Source organism: Verrucosispora sp. WMMD573 (genome assembly GCF_027497175.1).
Classification (GTDB): domain Bacteria; phylum Actinomycetota; class Actinomycetes; order Mycobacteriales; family Micromonosporaceae; genus Micromonospora.
The window spans coordinates 109,550-130,233 of the sequence record NZ_CP114901.1 but is presented as its reverse complement, the minus strand read 5'-3'; the positions used below and the strand labels follow the sequence as shown (position 1 = coordinate 130,233).

Here is a 20,684-nt window from a genome sequence, read left to right as displayed (position 1 = left end):
CAATCCCCGGCTGGAGTACTAACCTGAGACCTGGCTCCCCATCGGTATCTGGAGGATGCCGCAACAGGCATGAGGAATGCGTGGTTGGCCGCAGCCCGGGGCGGGGTGATCGCGGTGGGACGGCGCGGGAGCGCACGGGCTAGCCTCCGGCCTCCCACAATTTCTGTGGTCACATGCTCACAGCCAGAATCAAATAGCCATCATTGCGCGACATGCGGCGCCAGGGGACTGACCCCCTGGCGACGGATTGGGATTGACCCCCCTGGGGGGCGTTCTACTTGTCGCGGTCCTTTGCGAGGAGTTCTCGGCGGGCTCTGGTGCTGTAGGACTCGCCTGCGAGGGTGAGGATCTCGGCGTGGTGCACGGGGCGGTCGATCATCGCGGCGGCGACGACTTCGTCGCCGAAGACCTCGCCCCACCGCCCGAAGGGCAGGTGCGAGGTGAGGAAGTCTCTACAAGATCCGGGGCGGGTTCACTGTCCGAGAGTTGGCGTTCGCAGTCACCACTCGTCTGGTGCTTCGTCGTGCGAGGGCTGCACATCCGGGCTCACCTAAGGTGTGCCTAAATCAAAGAATACCATTAATGAAGATCGCGAAAACCGCTTGAAACCGCAGGTCAGAGCCATGCAGTGCAGCGCGCCCGGCAGGATTCGAACCTGCGGCCTTGGGATTAGAAGAAGATCACGGACGGCTGTTCGGGAGATCCCGTCAGTGGCCGGAGTGTCGGCGCTTGTCGGCTCCCGTCGGCCTTGGGTGGCTGGCTTGGCTGTACGGATGGCTGTACAGCCAACCTTCGCTGCCTCTCATACTCGTCAACTGCCCTCCCCGCAGTCTGCTGTTGCCTCGCGCCCGGCACCTCGGTCGCGTGTAGCTCAACCCTTCGAGTGGTATACCTGCCAGTACCGCAAGGTCATCCATAAAACGCAATTGGGACTGTCTTGGGGGTGTACTCGATGGGTGCCCGCCACTCCCAGTGGCCTTGCTCGCTTCCGTCGATCATTGGACGGTCGCAGGGACATCCCCATCCGCCAACCTTGTCTACCTCTTCTACCGGAACCCAGAACCGGAACAAGATGAACTCCGCCTGTGGCCTCGTTCGACCGGGCGGCCACGTCTCGATGGCAAACCGGTAGGACCGGCCAGCATGTAGGAGCAGCGGTAAGCTGATGGGGCTGCGTGATCCGCCCTCGATCACTGCCTCTGCTCGGACGCGGTAATCTCGCGGTACAGAGATCTCGCCGAACAAAGTTCGCGGCAGGGTCTCGCCCCGTGGGTTGGATTCCAGTTCCGCACGTATTTGTGGCACGGGGCCGGGACATAGCCGATCATGCTCGCGCTTACGCTCTACCTGAACAACCTGAGCAGCCTGCCGAGCTGACTCTTGGGCCGCATCTGCTGATCGCTCACCAGCCAGAGTTGCCTGCTCTGCCGCCAAAGCAGCTCGCTCACCCGCATCGGCCGATCGTCGTGCTTCCTCCTTAGCTTCCTTGGAGACCTGCACTGACCCACGCGCCACCCGTAGCGACTTGACGCCTAGCACCCACGTCACGAGAACACCTGTGAGGCCGACAACGCCTCCCACTGCCCCGATTACATCAGGAGCACTCCATCCCTTCACAACGTGCAGGGTAGGCGACAGCGGAAAGCTCATACGGCACCGGTCAAACGATTCCGGAGATTCCCGACCTTGCGGGCGGTGCGCTGTCTCTTGCCTTACGAAGATCAAGATTACGGATGGCTGTACAGCCAGCTTCCGATGCTGCGTTTCGAGCAACCCGGCCTCACACGCCGTCGCCCGCGCCGTCATCGACAGGTCTCCTTAGAGCGTGTTTGAGAAGGGTCAGGCTTTGAGGTTGTCGAGGGTCCAGGCTCGTTGACGGCGTGCGGGTCGGCCGCGGGTGAGGCGGCGGAGCATGCCGTTGATGGCGGCCCAGCGGATCATGGCTTCGGAGGTGGCGGGGTGGCGTTCGTAGTCGCGGGCCAGTCTGCGGTGGCCGGTCAGCCAGGCAAGGCTGCGCTCGACGACCCATCGGCGGGCGATTACGGCGAATCCTTTCTGGCCTGGGGCCTTGCGTACGATTTCCAGGGTGGTGCGCAGGATGCGTTGGCACCAGTCGACCAGGGTTCCGGCGAAGCCGGCGTCGGCGTAGACGAACCGGACCGGGGTGAACAGGTACGCCGACAGCAGAGTCGTCTTCGCTCCGTCGCGGTCCTGCACGCTCGCGGCCATCACGCACACGACTAGGAGCAGACCCAGGGTGTCGGTGACGATGAACCGTTTGCGGCCGTTGACCTTCTTGCCCGCGTCGTAGCCACGGGTGTCCCGGCCGACGGTGTCGGCGCCTTTGACGCTCTGGGAGTCGATGATGCCTGCCGTGGGTTCGGCGGCGCGGCCTTGGGCGGCGCGGACCCTTCGGCGCAGCGCGACGAGGATCCGCTCGGTGACATCGTCTTCCTCCCAGCGGGTGAAGTACCAGTACACCGTCTGCCACGGCGGGAAGTCGACCGGCAGTTGCCGCCACGAGCAGCCGGTCCGCACCACGTACAGGATCGCGTTCACCACGTCGCGGCGTGGATGTTTCTCCGGCCGGCCACCGGTTCTCGGTGGTGGCAGCAGCGGCTCGACCAGCGCCCATTGGGCGTCGGTCAGGTCCGAGGGGTAGCGACGCTGACGCGACATCGAGCCACTATGGACCAACGGCCGCTAACCGACGGCGCGACACGCCACCCATCACGAGAACTTCTCAAACACCCTCTAAAAGAGTTCGCCGCCGCGCTAGAGGACCAGACCGACTACGAGCACCGGTGGCTGATCAACCCGAAGACCGGCGAGGTCGTGTTCTGGACGACCGACGGCGGCATCGACGGACACACGTCCGTCGACCTCGACGACCTCGACCTGGTCGTGGTTGATCCGTTGCCGTCCTACGCTGGTATCAGGACATGGCTGACTTCGCCGAACGGATCAGTGACGCGGCGGCTGGCCGCAGGCTCGCCCGAGTGATCCAGGGCAGGGGCGCCTTCCGCCGGTTCAAGAACGAGTTGCATGAGGAGTATCAGCGCCTCCTGCCGGTGTGTCGCACGTTTCGCGACATGCGCGCCAAGCGGCGGGCGGTGGAATGGCTGGTCGACAATGCGCTGGTCGACGACGAGGCGGGCGAGCGGCTCGTGGCCGAGCACTCAGAACCTGACCTCCCCTGAGCCAGCACCCGCGCCACGCAGCCTCCTGACCCAGATCAGTGTTGCAGGCGCAGGGCGACGCCCGGGGACGGATCGACTGGACGGTCAGCGTGGACTCGATGACCAGTCGCGCTCACCAGCACGCCGCAGGTGCCCGCACCGACGGGCATCTGCAGAAGGGATCACCCGGCATGGTCGACTCGGTCATGATGACGAGGTCTGTCGGGTCTGTGAATCCGCGATGAGCCGTCAATTTTGGCGGGTGACGGTGGCGGCTGTGATTTCGTCACTCTGCGTGTTCCCGGTTACCACGACGGTGTCGCCGGTGCGGAGGTCCTCGAGCGCGCCGGGCAGCCGGATCTGCGTACGGTCGTCCGTCTGCACGGTGATCACCTCACCGGATTCGCGCCGGATCGTCATCGTGTCTGTGTCGATGTCAGTCACGGTGCCGGTGGTGGCCGGGGTGGCGGTGGCGGCCGGGGGAGCGGCGCCACCGCCACGGGCACCGCCACCGCGGGCCCCACCGGCCGATCCGTCGACCGCCGTCCCGCGTCCCGCCGGTGCAGGGCCGGAGTCCGGTCCGTACGCCTGCTGCGCCTGGGCGCCGCCAGCAAAGCCGCCGACGAGCAGCAGCGCCGCAGCGAGCCACGGTGTGGCGCGGTTCCGCCACGGGCGGGGTCCGACGGCGAGCGCGGTATCGAGGTCGGTCGTCATGGGGTCACCTGTCATTCGTAGCGGAGTGCGTCGATGGGGCGCAGGCCGGCTGCGCGGCTGGCGGGGACGCTGCCGAAGAACAGCCCGATCGCGACGGAGACGCCCAGTGCCAAGGCGACGGAGCTGGGCACGATCACCGGTTGCACGCCGACGATGGTGAATCGGCTGCCGATGAGTGCCGCGGCCACGCCGAGGCCGCCGCCGAGGACGCTGAGCATTGTCGCTTCGGCGAGGAACTGGGTGAGGATGGTGCGTCGGGGTGCGCCGAGGGCCTTGCGGATGCCGATTTCCCGGGTTCGCTCGGTGACGGTCACCAGCATGATGTTGGTGATGCCGATGCCGCCGACGAGCAGGCTGATGCCGGCGACGGCGCCGAGCAGGACGGTGAAGGTCTGTGCGGTCTCGGTGCGGGTGGCGAGCAGTTGAGCGGCGTTCTGGATCCGGTACGGGGTGGCTCCCGCACCACCACCTCCACCACGGCCGGTGGCGGCGGTGCCGGCCGGCAGCTTGAGGCGCTGGTTGAGGATCTGGGTGACCTGCTGCTGGGCGGCGTCAACGCGGTCCGGCCCGGTGGCCTCGACGAGAATGGAGTTCACCGGCCCGTACCCGGTGAGGGTCTGTTGCACGGCGGTGAGCGGGGCGACGGCGAGGTCGTTGGGGTCGGAGAAGCCGGACGCCGAACTCTTCTCGGCGAGGACGCCGACGACGGTGAACAGGGCGCCGCCGACGGTGACCTGCTGGCCGACCGGGTGGGTGTCGGCGAACAGTTCGGTGGCGACGGTCTGTCCGAGCACGATCACCCGCCGCCCCTGGGTCACGTCCTGGTCGGTGAAGGCGGTGCCGGCGGCGAGTGGGCTGTTGGACGAGCCGAAGTAGGTCGGGTGGGTGCCGAGGAGCTGTGCCACCGGGTGCTCGGTCCCGGCGTGGGTCATCGTCGGCGCGGTGTTGACCACCGGTGAGACCGCCCGGACGTCGGGGGCGAGTGCCGGGTCGTGCAGGGACTGTGCGATGTCGATTGTGAGCGCCGATGGCGTCGTCCCGCCTCGGGCGGTGCTGGACACGGTGATGGTGTTGGTGCCCAGCGCCTCGATGCTGCGGTTGACGGCTTGGGCGGAGCCGTTGCCGACGGCGACCAGCAGGATGACCGCGGCGACGCCGATGAGGATGCCGAGCATGGTCAGCGCCGAGCGTAGCTTGTTGGCGGCGACGCCACGGCCGGCGAAGCGGAGGATCTCCAGCAGGCTCACCGGGTGCCGTCCTGTCGTATGTCGGTGGTGATTCGTCCGTCGAAGAGGGTGACCAGCCGGCGGGCTCGGGCGGCAACCTCCGTCTCGTGGGTGATCATGATGATGGTGCGGCCGGCGGTGTGCAGCTGGTCGAGGATGGCCAGCACCTCCTCAGTGGAGTGGCTGTCGAGGTTTCCGGTGGGTTCGTCGGCGAGGATCAGCGCGGGCTCGGTGACCAGGGCGCGGGCGAGGGCGACGCGTTGCTGTTGTCCGCCGGAGAGCTGGTTCGGCTCGTGGCCAGCCCGACCGGCGAGACCTACCATGTCCAGGGCCGCGAGGGCCCGTCGACGTCGCTCGGCCGGCTTGACACCGGCGTACGCCAGGGGCATTTCGACGTTGGCCACGGCGGAGGTGCGGGGGATGAGATTGAACGACTGGAAGACGAACCCGATGCGCCGGTTGCGGACGAGGGCCAGTCGGGCGTCGTCGAGCCGGCTGACGTCGACTCCGTCCAGGCGGTAGGTGCCGGCGCTGGGCACGTCGAGGCAGCCGAGGATGTTCATCAACGTCGACTTTCCGGATCCGGAGGATCCCATGATCGCCACGTAGTCGCCGGCCGCAGCGGTCAGCGACACCCCGCGCAGCGCGTACACCGTCGCCTCGCCCTGCCCGTACACCTTGGTCAGGTCACGGACATCGAGCACCGGACGGCGCACGCCCTCGGTCGTGCGGCGAGTTCCGCCGACCAGGTAGAGGGTCACCGGTTGCCGCGCCCGCCGCCACCGGTCAGCCCGCCGCCCGCCGGTCCACCACGACTACCGCCGCCGGTGTTCGGGTCGGTGCCGCCGGTGCTGGGCAGCACGACCAGGTCGCCCTCGGTCAGGCCGGAGGTGATCTCGACAAGTTGGTCCCCCCGCAGGCCCACCTCGACTGAGCGGACGACCGGGGCGCCGTCGTGCAGGACGGTCACGGTATTCCGGCTGCCGGCGCTGGTAACCGCCAGGGCAGACACCGCGACGACGTTCTCGGCCGTGTCGAGGGTGACGGTGACCTGCACGCTCTGACCGGGCCGGGCGGCGTCGGGACGGTCCTTCAGGCTCAGGGTGACCTCGTAGGTCACCACGTCGTTGGCGGTGGTGGCGTTCGGGTCGATCGCGGCGAGCGTCGCCTCGGCGGTGGTGCCGGGCAGCGCGTTCCAACTGACCGTGGCGGGCATGCCCGTCTTGAGCCGGGTCGCGTCGGCCTCGGGTACCGCGGCGGTGACCTCCAGCCGGGTCAGGTCGGCGATCTGCACGAGGCCCCCCGAACCGGATGTGGTGCTACCGGTGGTCCCGGAGGTGCCGCCTCCGGTCGCGCCGCCTGCCGAGGTGCCGAGGTCCCCGACGCTGCCGTTGACGGCCACCACGGTGCCCGCGATCGGCGCGGTCAGGGTGGTGCCGTCAACCTTCTCCCGCGCGGCGGCCACCTTCAGCTCCGCCTGGGTCAGCGCCGCATCCGCCTGGGTGGTGGGACCGTCAATCTCCACCGCCCGGTCCACCGCATCCTGCGCTGCGTTGAGGTCGGCCTCGGCTCCCGCGAGTTCCCGCTTCGCGGCAGAGGCGTCGACTCGGGCCAGCACCTGGCCCTTCTTCACCGAGTCGCCGACGGCGACGGTGATCTCCGTGATCGGTCCGGCGGTGGCGAAGGTCGCGTTCGCGGTCGTCGCGCTGCGCACGGATCCGGGTACGAACACTGCGGAGGTCACCGTCGCCCGGCTGACCGGCACCGTCCGGGACGCGCCGGCAGCTGCGGTCTTCGGTGCGGTGAACGTGGTGTACGCCCAACCGCCTGCCAGCAGTACCGCCGCGGCGAGGCCGGCGTTGACGAACAGGGACGGGCCCCGGGCAGGGATGAGTCGTCGCACACGCATGCCCGACAGCCTGGCGGGGGCGGCTCGGAGCGGACCCGGCGCCACCTCGGAGCCGGCTGGGAGTCGGGCGGCGGGTCAGCTGTGCATGGTGCGCAGCAGGTCGACCAGCTCGTCGCGGCCGGCACCGGGCACCGAGGGCAGCAAAACCCGGAAGGTGGCCCCCCGGCCGGGGGCGGTGAGCAGTTCGACCCGGCCCCCGTGTCCCCGCACGAGGGCCGCCACGATGGACAGGCCGAGGCCGGACCCGCCGCTGCCGCGGGACCGGCTCGGATCGGCGCGGTAGAGCCGCTCGAAGACCCGTACGGCCTGGTCGGCCGCGAGGCCGGGCCCGGCATCGATCACCTCCAGCACCGCGGTCGGTGTTGCGGCGGGCAGCGGATCTCCCACGGCCGTGACGGGCGGCGGTCCGGCCGGTGCACGGCGCAGTAGCCCTGTGCGGACCGTCACGCGGGCCTGTGGTGGCGTGTGCTGAAGGGCGTTGTTGAGCAGGTTGGCGACCACCTGACGCAGCCGGTGCTCGTCGCCGGCGACCATCACCGCTTCGAACCCGTTGTCGTCGAGCGCGGCCAGGCGGATCCGGCGCCGGGGCGCGCGGGCGTGCGCGTCGCGAACGCTGTCGGCGGCGACGGCCAGCAGGTCGACCGGCTGGTCTCGCAGGGGGCGTTCGTGGTCGAGCTGTGCGAGCAGCAGTAGGTCCTCGACGAGCAGGCCCATCCGGGCGGCCTCGGCCTCGATCCGGGCCATCGTTCCGTCCAGCTCCGGGCCCGGTGGTGTTCCGCCCCGGCGGTAGAGCTCGGCGAACCCGCGGATGGAGGTCAGCGGCGTCCGCAGTTCGTGCGAGGCGTCAGCGATGAACTGCCGGAGCCGCCGCTCCGACTCACGGCGGGCGGCGACCTCGGTGGAGATCCGGTCCAGCATCAGATTGAGCGCCCCACCGAGCCGGCCCGGCTCGGTGTGCGGATCGGCGTCGGGCACCCGGCGGGACAGGTTGCCCCCGGTGATCTGCGCCGTAGTCTGCTCCATCCGAGTCAGCGGCCGAAGGCCGAGCCGGACCACCACCGCGGCGAGCGACGCCAGCAGCATCAGGACGACCACGATCACGACCGCGTCGATCAGCAGCAGCAGTTCGGTGGTCTCCTCGACCTCGCGCAGTGACACCGCCAACACCGCGACGCCCCGGTCGTCGCCGCGCTCGACCACCAGCACCCGCCAGGCGGGTGTGCCATCGGTGGCCTCGACGGTATACGGGTGGGTGTCGGTGGCACGGGCGACGAGCCGGTCGTACGAGTCGACCACGGGCACCCTTGTCGACTCGTCGGAGCGCCGGACGTCCTCCAGGTTGCCGTCCGGGCCGTACAGCAGCACCACCTGCTCCGGAGCGAGCCGGGCGCGCGGCAGAACGCGGTTGCGCTCGGGCGGGTCGTAGGACGGAGCGGTGGCCCGAGTGAACGGCCGGCTGACCGTCGTGAGCTGGTCGTCGATGCGGTCGGTGAGAGTGCGGCGTAGCAGCACCAGCCCGGCCGCGTTCGCGACGACCAGGGCCAGCGCGGTCAGCGCTGCCACGACCACGACCAGCCGGGACCGCAGGGTCCAGCGTCCCCAGCGGCGCAGCCGCCGCCCTCGGGCGGTATGGCGGCTACCCACCGTCACCTGACCCGGCACGCGGCAACCGCAGCGTGTAGCCGACGCCCCGCACAGTGTGGACCAGCGGTGACGCCCGCACGTCGATCTTCTTGCGCAGGTAGTAGATGTACGACTCGACGATCCGTCCGTCGCCGCCGAAGTCGTAGTTCCAGACCCGGTCGAGGATCTGGGCCTTGCTGACCACCCGCCCGGCGTTGACCATCAGATACCGCAGCAGGTTGAACTCGGTCGGCGACAATTCGACGACCCGCCCGCCGCGGCGGACCTCGTGGGCGTCCTCGTCCAGTTCGAGGTCGGCGTAGCGGAGCACGCCGTCCTGGGCCGGTGCGTCGTCGGCGCGGGTGCGGCGCAGGATCGCCCGGATCCGCAGCACCACCTCCTCCAGGCTGAACGGCTTGGTCACGTAGTCGTCCGCACCGACGGTCAGCCCCGAGATGCGGTCTTCCACCGTGCCTCGCGCGGTGAGGAACAGTACAGGCACTCCCGCCCCCGTGCCGCGCAACTGCCGCGCGACGTGGAAGCCGTCGAGATCGGGCAGCATCACGTCGAGCACCACCAGATCCGGATCGAACTCCTCGGCCAAGGCCAACGCCTCACGGCCGCCGCCGGCCACCCGGACGTCGAACTCGATCAGCCGCAGCGTCGCCGACAGTAGGGCACGGATGTTCTCCTCGTCGTCGACGACGAGCACACGGGTACGACGGTCAGACACGGTTGCCAGGTCTATCCGGGAAACCTCGGAGCGAGCTAGGAGCGACCTGTTCCCGAGCTATGCGAGATCATGCGGCGGCGAGGAGCAGATCACCCTCGGCAAGGCCGGACCTGATCTGCACGAACTGGTCCCCCCGGACACCGATCACGACGGCGCGCGGCTCGGCCGCCCCGGCGAGCAGTACGGTGCCCGACCCGTCGGGCCGAACCTCGACCGCATCCGCCGGGACCCGCAGCACGTCCGCGACGGTGGCGATCCGGATCCGCACGGCGGCGCTCTGCCCGATCAGCAGATCGTCCGGAGCGCCGTCCAGCGCGAGCCGGACCCCGAAACGGACCACCTGACCGTCGCTGGCGCCCATCGGGTCCAACTGGACCACCTCGGCGGCCAGTTCGGTGTCCGGCCGTCCGGCCGGGGTCACCGTGGCCGATTGCCCCGCCGCGATCAGCCCCGCGTCGGCTTCCGGGAAGGTCGCCGTGACCTGCATCCCGTCGACGACCGCCAGCTCGATGAAGCGCGCAGCCGCGGACACCCGGCTTCCCACCGGCCCGGCCACCGACAGCACCCGGCCGGCGACCGGCGCGGCGATGGTCGTACCGGCCAGCCGGTCCTCCGCCTCGGCCAGGGCCAACTGCGCGGCGGTCACCTGCTGGTGCGCCCGCAACAGCGGATCGGCGCCGGCGGAATTCCCGCCCGCCTCCGAACCAGCCGGCTCCTTCGGGCAACCTCGCGGGTCTGACGGCGCCGGGGCCGTCGCGGACGTCGCCGGCCCCTTCCCGATTCCGCTCGGTGAGGGCTCGACGGGGGCGGTTGACGATCCCGGGGGAGTCGGGGTGGCCGACGGCGAGGGCTGGTCGGGGTCGCGTCCAGATGTCGGTGATCCTGGGTCGCCCGATGGCGTCGTCCGGGTAGTGTCGCCCGCCGCGGCGGCGGTAGCCGCACCTCCCGCGCCGTCGCCGCCCGTGGCCGGAACCGGTGACATGGCGCACGTAAGGATGTCCGGCTCCTGCTCGTCTTCGAGCTCGTCAAGCTCGGCGCGCGCATCGGTCAGTGCCTGCTCCGCGCGCGTCACCTCGGCGTAGGCCTCGCCGTCATCGAGCACCGCCAGCACCTGCCCGACCGCGACGTCGGAGCCCGGGCGGACCCAGACCTCGGTCACGGTGCCGGCCACTGCGAACGCCAGCCCACGGCTCGTCGCAGGCCGTACCGTGCCGGTCGCGGCGACCGCCGAGGACACCTCACCCCGGTCCACCCGTACGGTTGCCGCCGGCGTTGCGGTCCGGTCGGTACCGCCGGGGAACGCGGCCGCGCCTACCAGGACGGTGACCGCGACCAGTGTGGCGGTGGCGGCGACGGCGGGTACCGGCCGGCGCCGGACCGTCCGCCACACGTGCAGGTGGATGATGCCCATGGCCGCGATCGTCGACCCACTTTCTGACAGTGGGCTCGGCCGTACCTCGGAGTTACCTCACAGCCCGGTATTCCGAGGTGACTCCCAGGCCCGCCGGAGCGATGCCGGAGGTTTGTCGTCTCTGCTGACCCCGTCACGCGGGCGTGGGCCCGCACCCGAGTCCCGAGGAGAGCCACATGCCCCGCATCCATCGACGACCGGCCCTGACCGTGGCGGTCGGCGCCGCCCTGCTTGCGCTCGCGGCCGGCTGCGGCGGCGAGCCGGCGGCCGAGCAGTCCCAGCCGGCGTCCGGTGGGCTGGCGTCGTACGCGGCGTGCCTGCGCGAGCAGGGCATCGACGTACCCGAGGACCTGCCCTCGGCGCGACCCGGTCGCAGCGGGCGGGCGGACCGGATCGCCCGACCGACCACCCGGCCCACCGGGCAGCCGGGCGAGGGGAACCGCCAGAGCGGGCAGGCGGCGTTACGGCCGGCCGATGTCGACGACGCCACCTGGGCGCGGGCCGAGCAGGCGTGCGAGGGCTCGCGTCCGCAGGGCGGCCGGCGCGGCGACAGCTGACCTCGAGGCGGGAAGCCGGGCAGATGATCCGTGCTGACGGTGAAACCTCCCACCGCGGGGCGGGGTGTCTGTCTTCGAGCCGACCGGCCGGGCCGACAGCACCCGGTGCCGGCCGGTCGGCGACCAACCCCTCGTACCGGAAGGACTTCCATGTCACGGATCACCCGTCCCGGGCTCACCGCTGCGGCGTGCGCCCTCGCGCTCGGCGTCACGGTCGCGCTGACCGGGCAGCCCGCGCAGGCCGCTCCGCCCGCCCTCGACTTCGGCTGTGAGCGGATTGCGTGGAGTTCAGACGGCAACTACCACGACCGCGACGACATCGGCGCCTCGTCGATGGCGCTGGCGCTGCTCGCTGAGAAGGGTCAGCAGTCGCGGCTGGTGCACTGGGACTACAACTCTCACCTCGGTAGCTCCAACGCGAGCTGGGAGCGAGACATGAAGACCGCGACCGAAGGGACTGGTGGCCAGTTCGGGTACAACGTGAGCGGAATCTTCCGGGATAGCCAGGCCAATCTGAACGGCGCGGTGACCAGTCTGCGGTCAGCGGTCAACGCCTCGACGGCTGGCAGCCGGCTGTGTCTGGTGGGAGCAGGCCCGATGGGGGTGATTTACCGGGCGTTGCAGGGTTCGAACACGGCGGTGCACCAGCACGTCACGCTGATTTCGCACTCGGCTTGGAACAACAACCACGACGACGACGACAACAGGTGGAACCTGGCCGATATTCGCCGCGACTTCCCGCAGGTCAAGTACAAGAGGATCCCGGATCAGAACGCCGGGCTGGGCACCGGTGGTGGTGAGGAGAAGTGGGCCTGGATGGCCAACAACTCCGACCAGCGGTTGCGCTACGTGCACAACGTGGTCAACAACATCATGAACAAGAAGGGAGACGTCTCTGACTCGGGGATGATGTACTACATCATCACCGGCGACGACGCCGGCAACGCCAACAAGCTGCGCACCTTCCTCACCGACTCCGGGGGTGGCGGGAGTTCCCCGCAGACAGTGCAGGGCGAGTCGTACACCTCGCATTCCGGCGTCCAGGTGGCGTTCCACAGCGCCGCGCAGGGCGGTGCCACGGCGGGCTACCTGCACGACGGTGACTGGGCCGGCTACACCCAGGTGTCCACGACCGGCCGGACCGGATTCTCGGCAAGGGTGGCCTCCGGCACTTCCGGCGGCACGATCCAGGTGCGCTCGGGCTCAGCCAGCGGCCCGCTGCTTGGTTCGGTCGACGTGCCGACGACCGGTGGCTGGACGACCTACCGGACGGTCTCGACGTCGTTGTCGGGCACCGGGACTGGTCCTCTGCATCTGGTCTTCACCGGCGGTTCCGGCTTTCTCTTCGACGTGGACAGCTTCACCGTGAGTTGAGCATGGCCGGCCTTCTCAGGGGTGGGGTACGGCGGTGGCGCCGTACCCCACCCGGCTCAGCTCAGGGGCGGAGGTCGGCGAGGAGGTCGCTGGTACCGGTCGCCTCGTCTGCTCGCAGCGCCGCGTGCAGCTGCTGACGGCCCCGTCGTAGCCACGTCTTGACGGTGTTCTCCGGAACGCCCAGTTCGGTGGCCACGTCCCGCACGGGAAGGTCGACGACGTAGTGCAGCACCAACGCCTGCCGGTGTCGTACCGGTACCGCCCGCAGCGCCTCGGCGACGGCGACCTCATCAGTGTGGTCGCCGTTGTGGACCCGGTCGAATCCGAGCCGCAGCAGGGCGCCGGCGCCGCGCAGCGCCTTGCGGCGCCGGGAGAATGCGAGGTTGAACGCGACCCGCCGCACCCACGCCTCTGGGGCCTCGTAGCCGCTGATCTTTGCCCACCGGGGCAGCGCACGGGAGAACGCTTCCTGGGCAAGCTCCTCGGCGTCGTGACGGTTACCGGTCAGCACGAACAGCTGGCCCACCAGCCGACGGTACGTCGCCAGGTAGAACTCAGTGAACTCGCGCTCTGTCGACATCGGACCTCTCGACACCTGCCGCGACGCGTGCTTATCCCGATTCGGGCACCTAGCGCGCGGCGACCATCCGACCTGGACGCTGTCGTACTCATCCGGTTAAATAATGATTGCACCGTATGTGATTAATGCGGCAACGTCAAACGGTTAGAGTGGCGACGACCACGCCCAAGGGAGTTGACGGTGACTGACGGAATTCCGGACGGGGAAGCGACGCGCGATGCGCTGCGCCGGATGGCCGGGATCGCCGCCGACACCGCCCGTCCACCGGATCTAGGCAACCTGCGCCACCGCGTACGCCGCCGCCGCGCCCGGTCCGTCGCCGCAGCCGGCCTGGTCGCCGCGGTGATGGTGACCGCTCCCGTCGGTGCGGCAATGATGTCCGCACCGACCGGCGAGCCGCAGGTCGCCGCTCCCGCGCCGACGGCTCGCACATCGCCTACGCCAGCACCCTCAGCGACCCCGCCCGACTCGTCGGATGCCTCGTCCGCTGCGACGGCGAGTGCCCACGCGACGGAGACCGGCGGTCCGGACCAACCGGCGACCGAGCCAACCATCGGCACCCGGCAGGTGAAGCTGTTCCTGCTGCGCGAGCGAGCCGACAGGCGCTGCCCGCAGGTCGTCGCGGTAACCCGGAATGTCCCGGCCCGCAGCGTCGCCAAGGAAGCCCTGCGAGCTCTGCTCGACGGCCCCACGCCGGCCGATCGCGCGGCCGGCCTGACCAGCGCCTTCGACGGTGACGCCCACCGGTTCCGCTACCTCAAGCTGGACGGGGCGAACGCGCGGGCGGACTTCACCGACCTCGACGGCATCCTGGCTCCGAGCGACAGTTGCGAAAAGACCAAGCTGTTGGAGCCGATGCGTCGCACCCTGGAACAGTTCGGCTGGATCGAGCAGGCACGGTTCTCCATTCGCGGCGACCAGCGAGCCTTCTACATCGACGTCCTCCACGACCGGGTGCCCAACTGACCGCCGCCCGGGCTGCCTACCGCGTTCGACTGACTGATCAAGCTGTGTAACGTTGCACCGGCGCATGGAGTGTCGACGGGTGTGAGACTCCAACGCTACAAACAGAATCGGCCACCCGGTCCCCTCAACATCGCACAGTTCAACGCCGCATGTGCACCACGCCGACGGTGTCATCGGCGATGGTCGCAGGTTGCCGCGCTGATGGTGATCGCTGGACTCGCCGCGGCCGGGCGCCGGGTGCGAGCCGGGCGACACGAGGGTCGCGTCGGCTCTGTCGAGAACGTCCCCACTTGCCGATGCGGTCCCGACGACGCCAGCCCCGGCCCCGGCCACGAGTGCCTTGGCGGCGCAGCGCACCAGCAACGCCTGGGCCTCCGATGAGTTGAGCAGACTCGACTCCGTCGCGACGACCAGGGCAGCCACCACCCCACCGGTGGCGATCACCAGCAAGAACACCTCGTAAGGACGGCTTACATGGTCTCCGGACTGTCACAGTTCGCGGTTAACCATGCGTATCGGTACATCGCGACCGTCACCGGCACGGAGCCAGGCGTCAACGGCCTCCCGTTCCTCAGCGCCGCGCAGCAGGGCACCCTCCGCACCCACCTCAGCTCTGTCGTGGCCGCGGTCTCCACCGACTACGGCGGCAAAGGGCTGCTGCCGGGTGACGACAAGATTAGCTACTTCGAGATGTACACCGCGATGGCGCTCGGATCGACGCTCTACCGACCCCTACTTCGCGGTCGAGGCGCGCATAGACGACAAGGATGGCCGCAACTGGAGCGAGAACCTCCGGAAGGTGGTCGCCGCGGCCGGTGGCATTTCAGCGGACATCGTCACGATGATGCTCGACCGAGTGGCCAACGGCCAGCCGATCGAGCGTGGACACAACGGCGCGGTCGAGACCTTCGGTGGGCTGGGTAAGGAGCACCAGCCGCACCGCCCGCGCAAAAGGCTTCCCGGTTCGACCGTCCTTCGCGTGGTCGCCACTATCGCGATGGCAGGTCTCAACGCGTCCCTGGAGAAGCTCCGCTTGGCTTCGCAGGTCAACAATCTGTCACTGCCACAGATCGTGGTCCGGGACCGGGGAGTCGGAACGGATCAGCCGGTAACGGTCGTATCGCAAACGTGCCCACCGCCTTCTTCAAATTTCTGCTTGCCATATTTCAAAAGATCGTTACGCAGAAACCACATTTATTCATTGCTATGGGAGCGCTCCCCGTTACGATTGGCCTACCGCCGGATCACAAGCCGCATGTCGGCGGGATGGTCGAGGGCAACCGGTTCGCTGGGCGACCATTCCGTCGGCGTGGACTGTCACGTCCAGAATGCACTTCCGCCCGACCGGGCCGGGCAACCCCGTACACATCCGACGGCACCGGCAGGTTGTTCGTATTCGACGCCCAACCGGGGCCATTCTACCCGGGCCCCTAGCGGCCCGGTCTCGCCCAAGGAGTTTTGTGGCATGAATGTATGGAGAAAACAAGCGGGCCCGCGCCGGGCCCTCGCGATCGCTGGCGCCGCTGCCCTGGTCACGGGTGGATTGGTGACGCTACCGGTCACCTCGGCGCACGCGGCGACGCAGTGCGAGGTTTCCTACACGACCAACGACTGGCCGGGTGGGTTCACCGCCAGCGTCAGTATCAAGAATGTCGGCGACGCCCTCAACGGCTGGACGCTCGGCTTCACCTTCCCGAACAGTAGCCAGCGAGTCGGGCAGGGCTGGTCGGCCCGGTGGACCCAGTCCGGCCAGAACGTCACCGCGCAGAACGAGTCGTACAACGGCTCGGTGGCCAGCGGTGCGACGGTGAGCATCGGGTTCAACGGCTCATGGAGCGGCAGCAACCCGAAGCCGACGTCGTTTACCCTCAACGGGGTGACCTGCAACGGCGGTGGCGGACCCACCACCCCGCCGCCGAGCACCCCACCGCCGAGCACCCCACCATCCACGACGCCGCCGCCGACCACCTCACCGCCCAGCGGTCCCCGGGTGGACAATCCGTATCTGAACGCCCAGGGGTACGTGAATCCGGAGTGGAAGGCCAAGGCCGAGTCGGTGACCGGCGGCAACCGGGTTTCCAACACCCCCACGGCCGTGTGGATTGACCGGATCGCCGCCATCAACGGCACGCCGGACAGCAGCTCGAACGGGGCGATGGGCGTTCGGGATCATTTGGATGAGGCGCTCGATCAGGGTGCTGACTACATCCAGTTCGTGATCTACAACCTGCCCGGCCGGGACTGCGCTGCGTTGGCCTCCAACGGCGAGCTGAAGGCGGACGAGCTGCCCCGCTACAAGGCCGAGTACATCGACCCGATCGCCGCCATCCAGGGCGACGCGAAGTACAAGAACCTGCGGATCATCAACATCATCGAGATCGACTCGCTGCCGAACCTGCACACCAACACCGGTGGTAGCCCCGGCGCCACCCCCATGTGCGACACGGTTAAGGCCAACGGCGCATACGTCAACGGCGTCGGCTATGCCCTGGCCAAGCTGGGCGCGATCGGCAACGTCTACAACTACGTCGACGCGGCGCACCACGGCTGGATCGGCTGGGATACCAACTTCAGTCCGGTGGCCGGCATCATCAAGGACGCGGCCACCGCGTCCGGCAGCACGGTCAACCACGTGCACGGCTTCATCGTCAACACCGCGAACTACTCGGCGCTGAAGGAGCCGTACTTCAAGGTCACCGACACGGTGAACGGTCAGACGGTCCGGCAGGCAAAGTGGGTCGACTGGAACTACTACGTCGACGAACTGTCGTTCGCCCAGGCGTTCCGGAACGAACTGGTCTCCAAGGGGTTCCCCAACGGCATCGGCATGCTGATCGACACCTCCCGCAACGGTTGGGGCGGCACTGCCCGGCCGACCGGGCCCGGCCCGATCACCGACGTGAACGCCTACGTCGACGGTAGCCGCGTCGACCGGCGGATCCACGCCGGCAACTGGTGCAACCAGGCGGGCGCGGGTTTGGGCGAGCGGCCCAAGGCTGCGCCGGAGCCGGGCATCGACGCCTACGTCTGGGTCAAGCCCCCGGGCGAGTCGGACGGCTCCAGCAAGGAGATCCCGAACAACGAGGGCAAGGGCTTTGACCGGATGTGCGACCCGACCTACGGTGGGAACGCCCGCAACGGCTACAACCGTAGCGGCGCCCTGCCGGACGCCCCGATCTCGGGTGCCTGGTTCCCGGCGCAGTTCGCGGAACTGATGCGCAACGCCTACCCGCCACTGTCCTGAGCAGAGGGAAACCAACCCATCTCGACTCGTCACAGGCGTGGTTGTGGTGAGTTGCCAGGCCCCCGGTCCGACCGGTCACCGGTCGAACCGGGGGCCCCTTTGATCCTGCGCTTCGCGCGGGTCAGCGGGCTGGAACAGGGCGGCGTTGCACCTCGGCCGCTGTTCGACCGCCCTTGCGGACATCCCGCGACGGGCGCTCGACAACGTCAGCCGGATGCCGTGGCGCTGACGTTCACAGCCTCGGCGACACGCTCGACGGCAGCGTCCAGCGTGGTGGCCGCTCCTGTCGAGACGCCGCCGTTCCGGATCTCGTCGGCGACGCTGCGGCGGAGGTCGGCGACCAGCTGTGCCTGGTTTTCCGGCAGAGCGCCCTGGTTGTTCACCACGTTGTCCACCTGTGCACCGATCTTTTGCGCCGCGTGTGCAGTGACGGCGCCCTCGAGGACATCGCGGCGTAGCAGATCACGTAGCTCGTCGGCCGCTCGGGTGACGGAGAGGACTGAAGAGGCGGCGGGTGTGGTGACCTTCGGCGTAGTCCCTGCGATGGTCGTCGGCGGTAAAGTCGTTCGACCCGTCCGTGTCCCCTGATGCGGCTCGATCCTCCGCCTCGCGGGCTCACTCGTAGGGGGCGGGGAAGCTGGTGACGGGGACACCGACGGCCTGGCGACCTCCGGTGGGGTCGAGGGTGCCGGATGCTGCGGGGACGGAGACGCGGCGAGCAGGACAACGACCGTGGTCACCGCCACGGCTGTCGCGGCCAGCATCGCCGCTACGGCGATCGAGAGCCCGCTCCTTCTCTGCTCGTCGCCGACTGGTCCCGGAACCGCTGTTGCCGCTGTGTCGATGGGGGTGGTGTCCCGGCGGATCCTTTCCGATGCCGGGGACGTGGATGGCACCGGACCTGTCAAGGCTTGCAGGTCGGCGGCCGTCTCAGCGGCGGAGGGCCGCCGGATCGGCTCGGGGTCCAGACACCGCCGGCACAGCTGCGTCAACTCCTCGGGGATGTCGGCAGACAGGCTGACAGAGCCGTCGGGTGGCTGCCCGGTGAGCATTTCGACGAGCAAGGCGCCCAGGGAGTAGATGTCAGCCGCCGGATCAGCGGGAGCGTCGGCGAGACGCTCGGGTGCGAGGTACGGAGGTGTACCGAGTGTCCAGCTTCGCGTCGGGCGGTCCCCGACCCGAGCAGCGATTCCGAAGTCGAGCAGTTTGACGTTGTTGCCGTCCACCATCACGTTGTCCGGCGTGACGTCGCGATGGACCACGCCATGCGTGTGGACGGCGGCCAGCACCCTGGCCAGCCGGGCGCCTATCCCGGCCGCCCGGTGCCAGCCGAGCGGGCCGGTGGTCAGGACGTCGAGCAGGGACTCACCGGCCAGCATCTGCAGGACGAGATAGGTCACCGTTGTGCCGTCGGGCCTGCTCGCTTGGCCTACGTCATGTACGACGACCACGTCGGGATGCGAAAGCGCGGCTACCGTCCGTGCCTCGTTGCGGACGAGTGCGTCCAGATCGACAGGTACTCCTTGCTCCGGTTCCGGAATCTTGATTGCGACATGTCGGCCAAGTTCCAGGTCGACCGCACGCCAGATCACTGACATGCCGCCGGCGCCGATCGGTTCCAACAGCCGGTAGCGGTCACCGAGCGTTTCGCCGTAGGTCGGCCAGCAAGCGGGTCTGCGTCGATCAGGCGGACCGGCGATGGATGAGTTCGGTGGGAAGGATGACGGTGCCACTGGCGGGCTTTTCCTTGGTTACATCGGCCAGCAGCAGGCGGCAGGCGATCCTGCCCAGCTGCTCGACCGGTTGGCGAACGGTGGTCAGAGCCGGCTGGATCAGCGTGGCTATGGGAGCGTCGTCGAAGCCAATCACTGCCACGTCGTCGGGCACGGTGCGACCGGCTCGTCGGAGTGCGTGTAGTGCTCCGACTGCCATCGCATCCGACGCGACAAAAACCGCGTCGACTCTCGGTAACCGACGTGTCAGCCACTGCATGGCGTGCATACCTGAGGCCTGAGTGAAGTCGCCATATGCGATGGCGGTCGGTTCGATGCCGGCCTCCGCCATCGCCTCGTGGTACCCCGCGAGGCGATCCACGGCGGCAGGCATGTCGCGTGGCCCCGCGATCGAGGCGATGTGACGACGGCCTGAACGCAGCAGGTGCTGCACTGCCATGCGTGCGCCACCTCGGTTGTCCACGTCCACGTAGGGAAGGTCGACGCCATCGGTCGGTCGACCGATGGCGCGGGCCGGCACACCGGAGACGGCCATTGCGCGCGCCACCTGCCTTCGGCCGTACTCGCCGAGCAGGAGAACCCCGTCAGCTCCGCCGGTGAGCAGATAGCGCTCGATTGCCGGTAGGTTGTCGCGCGTCACGGTGAGAATAGGCATCGGCGAGCCGTGTACCGCCAGTTCGGCTTCAGCGCCCGCGGCCAACCGCGCGAAGAACGGGTCGGCGAACACGCGGGCCGTCGGCTGGCCCACCACCAGACCCACGGCCGGAGGTTTGCGCGATTCCGGCTTGCGGACATCGCGACCTACGTAACCCAGCTGTGTCATCGCCGCGTAGACACGCTGCCGTACGCCGGTTGTAACCCGGACCGAGCCGGTGAGCACCCGGGACACGGTAGCCGGCGACACGTCGGCCGCAGCGGCGATCTGTTGAACGGTCGGATGCGCGCGCATGATGCTTCGGCTCCAAGTCAGGTACCGAGCGGGTGACCGCCGCATCGACGATCGGCGGTCACGTCCGCAGCGCGACGAGTCCGACGGATGTCACGGGCTGCGGTTCTCATCGCGGGGAGTCTGCCACCGAGGGAGCCTGGCCAGACCCGACACGGCGACTGGACGGAAGCCTGGCACGATCACGGCTGCCTGGCAAGGACGATGATGCTGCGGATCTCGCGCCGTGACTGCCGGTACGGCGAGCGATGCGGTCGCGAAATCTGCTCTTTTGTGGCGTTGCACCCGGATCACCCCCGCTCGGACACTGTCCTATTGTCGGGTGAGGCTGTTGGCGCGATCACCGCCAAAACAGAGGGAAGCCCTTTCCTGTAAGCCGCAACGTGAAACGCGTTTCAGGCGCTTCCGCTGCGCGGGTTCCGCCGCCGGCCGTTGCGACCGGACTAGTAGTGCTTTGTTAGGTCGGCGTGTCGCTGGTCGTCGGCGGCG

17 protein-coding genes and 2 pseudogenes are annotated in these 20,684 nt (G+C 68.8%); 7 read left to right on the top strand and 12 right to left on the bottom strand.

Features of this window, described 5'->3' with window-relative positions; all coding sequences use genetic code 11:
- Positions 1-274: 274 nt before the first annotated feature.
- Together O7601_RS00605 and O7601_RS00600 are read right to left on the bottom strand one after the other, a co-directional pair.
- A pseudogene (locus tag O7601_RS00605) lies at positions 275-445 on the bottom strand (ATP-binding protein); the annotation flags it as partial.
- 1,394 nt (positions 446-1,839) lie between these two features.
- Positions 1,840-2,679 carry an IS5 family transposase gene (locus O7601_RS00600; protein WP_281562259.1) on the bottom strand — a complete coding sequence of 280 codons (840 nt, stop codon included), beginning with the start codon at positions 2,677-2,679 and terminating at the stop codon, positions 1,840-1,842.
- Between the two features lie 9 nt (positions 2,680-2,688).
- On the opposite strand from O7601_RS00600, the gene O7601_RS00595 reads away from it, so the two are divergent.
- From O7601_RS00595 to O7601_RS00585, 3 genes and pseudogenes are all read left to right on the top strand, one after another.
- Positions 2,689-3,003 carry a hypothetical protein gene (locus O7601_RS00595; RefSeq protein ID WP_281564364.1) on the top strand — a complete coding sequence of 105 codons (315 nt, stop codon included), beginning with the start codon at positions 2,689-2,691 and terminating at the stop codon, positions 3,001-3,003.
- Entirely contained in the window at positions 3,000-3,200 is a 201-nt protein-coding gene (locus O7601_RS00590; protein ID WP_281564363.1) for a hypothetical protein, read from the top strand. Before O7601_RS00595 ends, O7601_RS00590 begins: the two co-directional genes overlap by 4 nt.
- A gap of 41 nt (positions 3,201-3,241) precedes the next feature.
- Positions 3,242-3,337, top strand: a pseudogene (locus O7601_RS00585) (IS5/IS1182 family transposase); the annotation flags it as partial.
- Positions 3,338-3,428: 91 nt separating this feature from the next.
- Here O7601_RS00585 and O7601_RS00580 read toward each other — a convergent pair.
- The 7 genes from O7601_RS00580 to O7601_RS00550 all read right to left on the bottom strand — a co-directional run bounded on the left by O7601_RS00580 (position 3,429) and on the right by O7601_RS00550 (position 10,795).
- A complete protein-coding gene (locus O7601_RS00580; RefSeq protein ID WP_281564362.1) occupies positions 3,429-3,893 on the bottom strand; it encodes a DUF5666 domain-containing protein in 465 nt (154 codons plus the stop codon).
- 11 nt (positions 3,894-3,904) lie between these two features.
- Positions 3,905-5,140, bottom strand: coding sequence for an ABC transporter permease (locus O7601_RS00575; protein WP_281564361.1), 1,236 nt, complete (start codon positions 5,138-5,140; stop codon positions 3,905-3,907).
- Positions 5,137-5,880: an ABC transporter ATP-binding protein gene (locus O7601_RS00570; RefSeq protein WP_281564360.1), complete on the bottom strand. Its 744-nt coding sequence runs from the start codon at positions 5,878-5,880 to the stop codon at positions 5,137-5,139. Before O7601_RS00570 ends, O7601_RS00575 begins: the two co-directional genes overlap by 4 nt.
- Positions 5,877-7,028: an efflux RND transporter periplasmic adaptor subunit gene (locus tag O7601_RS00565; protein WP_281564359.1), complete on the bottom strand. Its 1,152-nt coding sequence runs from the start codon at positions 7,026-7,028 to the stop codon at positions 5,877-5,879. Before O7601_RS00565 ends, O7601_RS00570 begins: the two co-directional genes overlap by 4 nt.
- A 75-nt stretch (positions 7,029-7,103) precedes the next feature.
- Positions 7,104-8,672: a HAMP domain-containing sensor histidine kinase gene (locus O7601_RS00560; protein WP_281564358.1), complete on the bottom strand. Its 1,569-nt coding sequence runs from the start codon at positions 8,670-8,672 to the stop codon at positions 7,104-7,106.
- Entirely contained in the window at positions 8,665-9,393 is a 729-nt protein-coding gene (locus O7601_RS00555) for a response regulator transcription factor (RefSeq protein WP_281566748.1), read from the bottom strand. The genes O7601_RS00560 and O7601_RS00555 overlap by 8 nt, the downstream gene beginning before the upstream one ends.
- 58 nt (positions 9,394-9,451) lie before the next feature.
- On the bottom strand, positions 9,452-10,795 hold the full coding sequence (locus tag O7601_RS00550; RefSeq protein WP_281564357.1) for an HlyD family efflux transporter periplasmic adaptor subunit: 1,344 nt from the start codon (positions 10,793-10,795) through the stop codon (positions 9,452-9,454).
- Between the two features lie 209 nt (positions 10,796-11,004).
- On the opposite strand from O7601_RS00550, the gene O7601_RS00545 reads away from it, so the two are divergent.
- Positions 11,005-11,352 (top strand): hypothetical protein, encoded by a 348-nt coding sequence (locus O7601_RS00545; RefSeq protein ID WP_348650254.1) that lies wholly within the window; start codon positions 11,005-11,007, stop codon positions 11,350-11,352.
- A 150-nt stretch (positions 11,353-11,502) separates the two neighbouring features.
- Positions 11,503-12,726 (top strand): carbohydrate-binding protein, encoded by a 1,224-nt coding sequence (locus O7601_RS00540; protein WP_281564355.1) that lies wholly within the window; start codon positions 11,503-11,505, stop codon positions 12,724-12,726.
- Positions 12,727-12,787: 61 nt separating this feature from the next.
- Here the strand turns inward: O7601_RS00540 and O7601_RS00535 are convergent, their stop codons facing one another.
- Positions 12,788-13,306 (bottom strand): sigma-70 family RNA polymerase sigma factor, encoded by a 519-nt coding sequence (locus O7601_RS00535; protein ID WP_281564354.1) that lies wholly within the window; start codon positions 13,304-13,306, stop codon positions 12,788-12,790.
- Positions 13,307-13,486: 180 nt separating this feature from the next.
- Between O7601_RS00535 and O7601_RS00530 the strand changes: the two genes are divergently transcribed.
- Together O7601_RS00530 and O7601_RS00525 are read left to right on the top strand one after the other, a co-directional pair.
- A complete protein-coding gene (locus O7601_RS00530; RefSeq protein WP_281564353.1) occupies positions 13,487-14,272 on the top strand; it encodes a GerMN domain-containing protein in 786 nt (261 codons plus the stop codon).
- Between the two features lie 1,465 nt (positions 14,273-15,737).
- Complete coding sequence (locus O7601_RS00525; protein ID WP_281566747.1) at positions 15,738-17,516, top strand: glycoside hydrolase family 6 protein; 1,779 nt, start codon at positions 15,738-15,740, stop codon at positions 17,514-17,516.
- Positions 17,517-17,722: 206 nt separating this feature from the next.
- Here O7601_RS00525 and O7601_RS00520 read toward each other — a convergent pair whose 3' ends face one another.
- Both O7601_RS00520 and O7601_RS00515 read right to left on the bottom strand, forming a co-directional pair.
- Positions 17,723-19,249: a serine/threonine-protein kinase gene (locus O7601_RS00520; RefSeq protein ID WP_281564352.1), complete on the bottom strand. Its 1,527-nt coding sequence runs from the start codon at positions 19,247-19,249 to the stop codon at positions 17,723-17,725.
- Positions 19,200-20,198 carry a LacI family DNA-binding transcriptional regulator gene (locus O7601_RS00515; protein WP_281564351.1) on the bottom strand — a complete coding sequence of 333 codons (999 nt, stop codon included), beginning with the start codon at positions 20,196-20,198 and terminating at the stop codon, positions 19,200-19,202. The genes O7601_RS00520 and O7601_RS00515 overlap by 50 nt, the downstream gene beginning before the upstream one ends.
- Between the last annotated feature and the right edge of the window lie 486 nt (positions 20,199-20,684).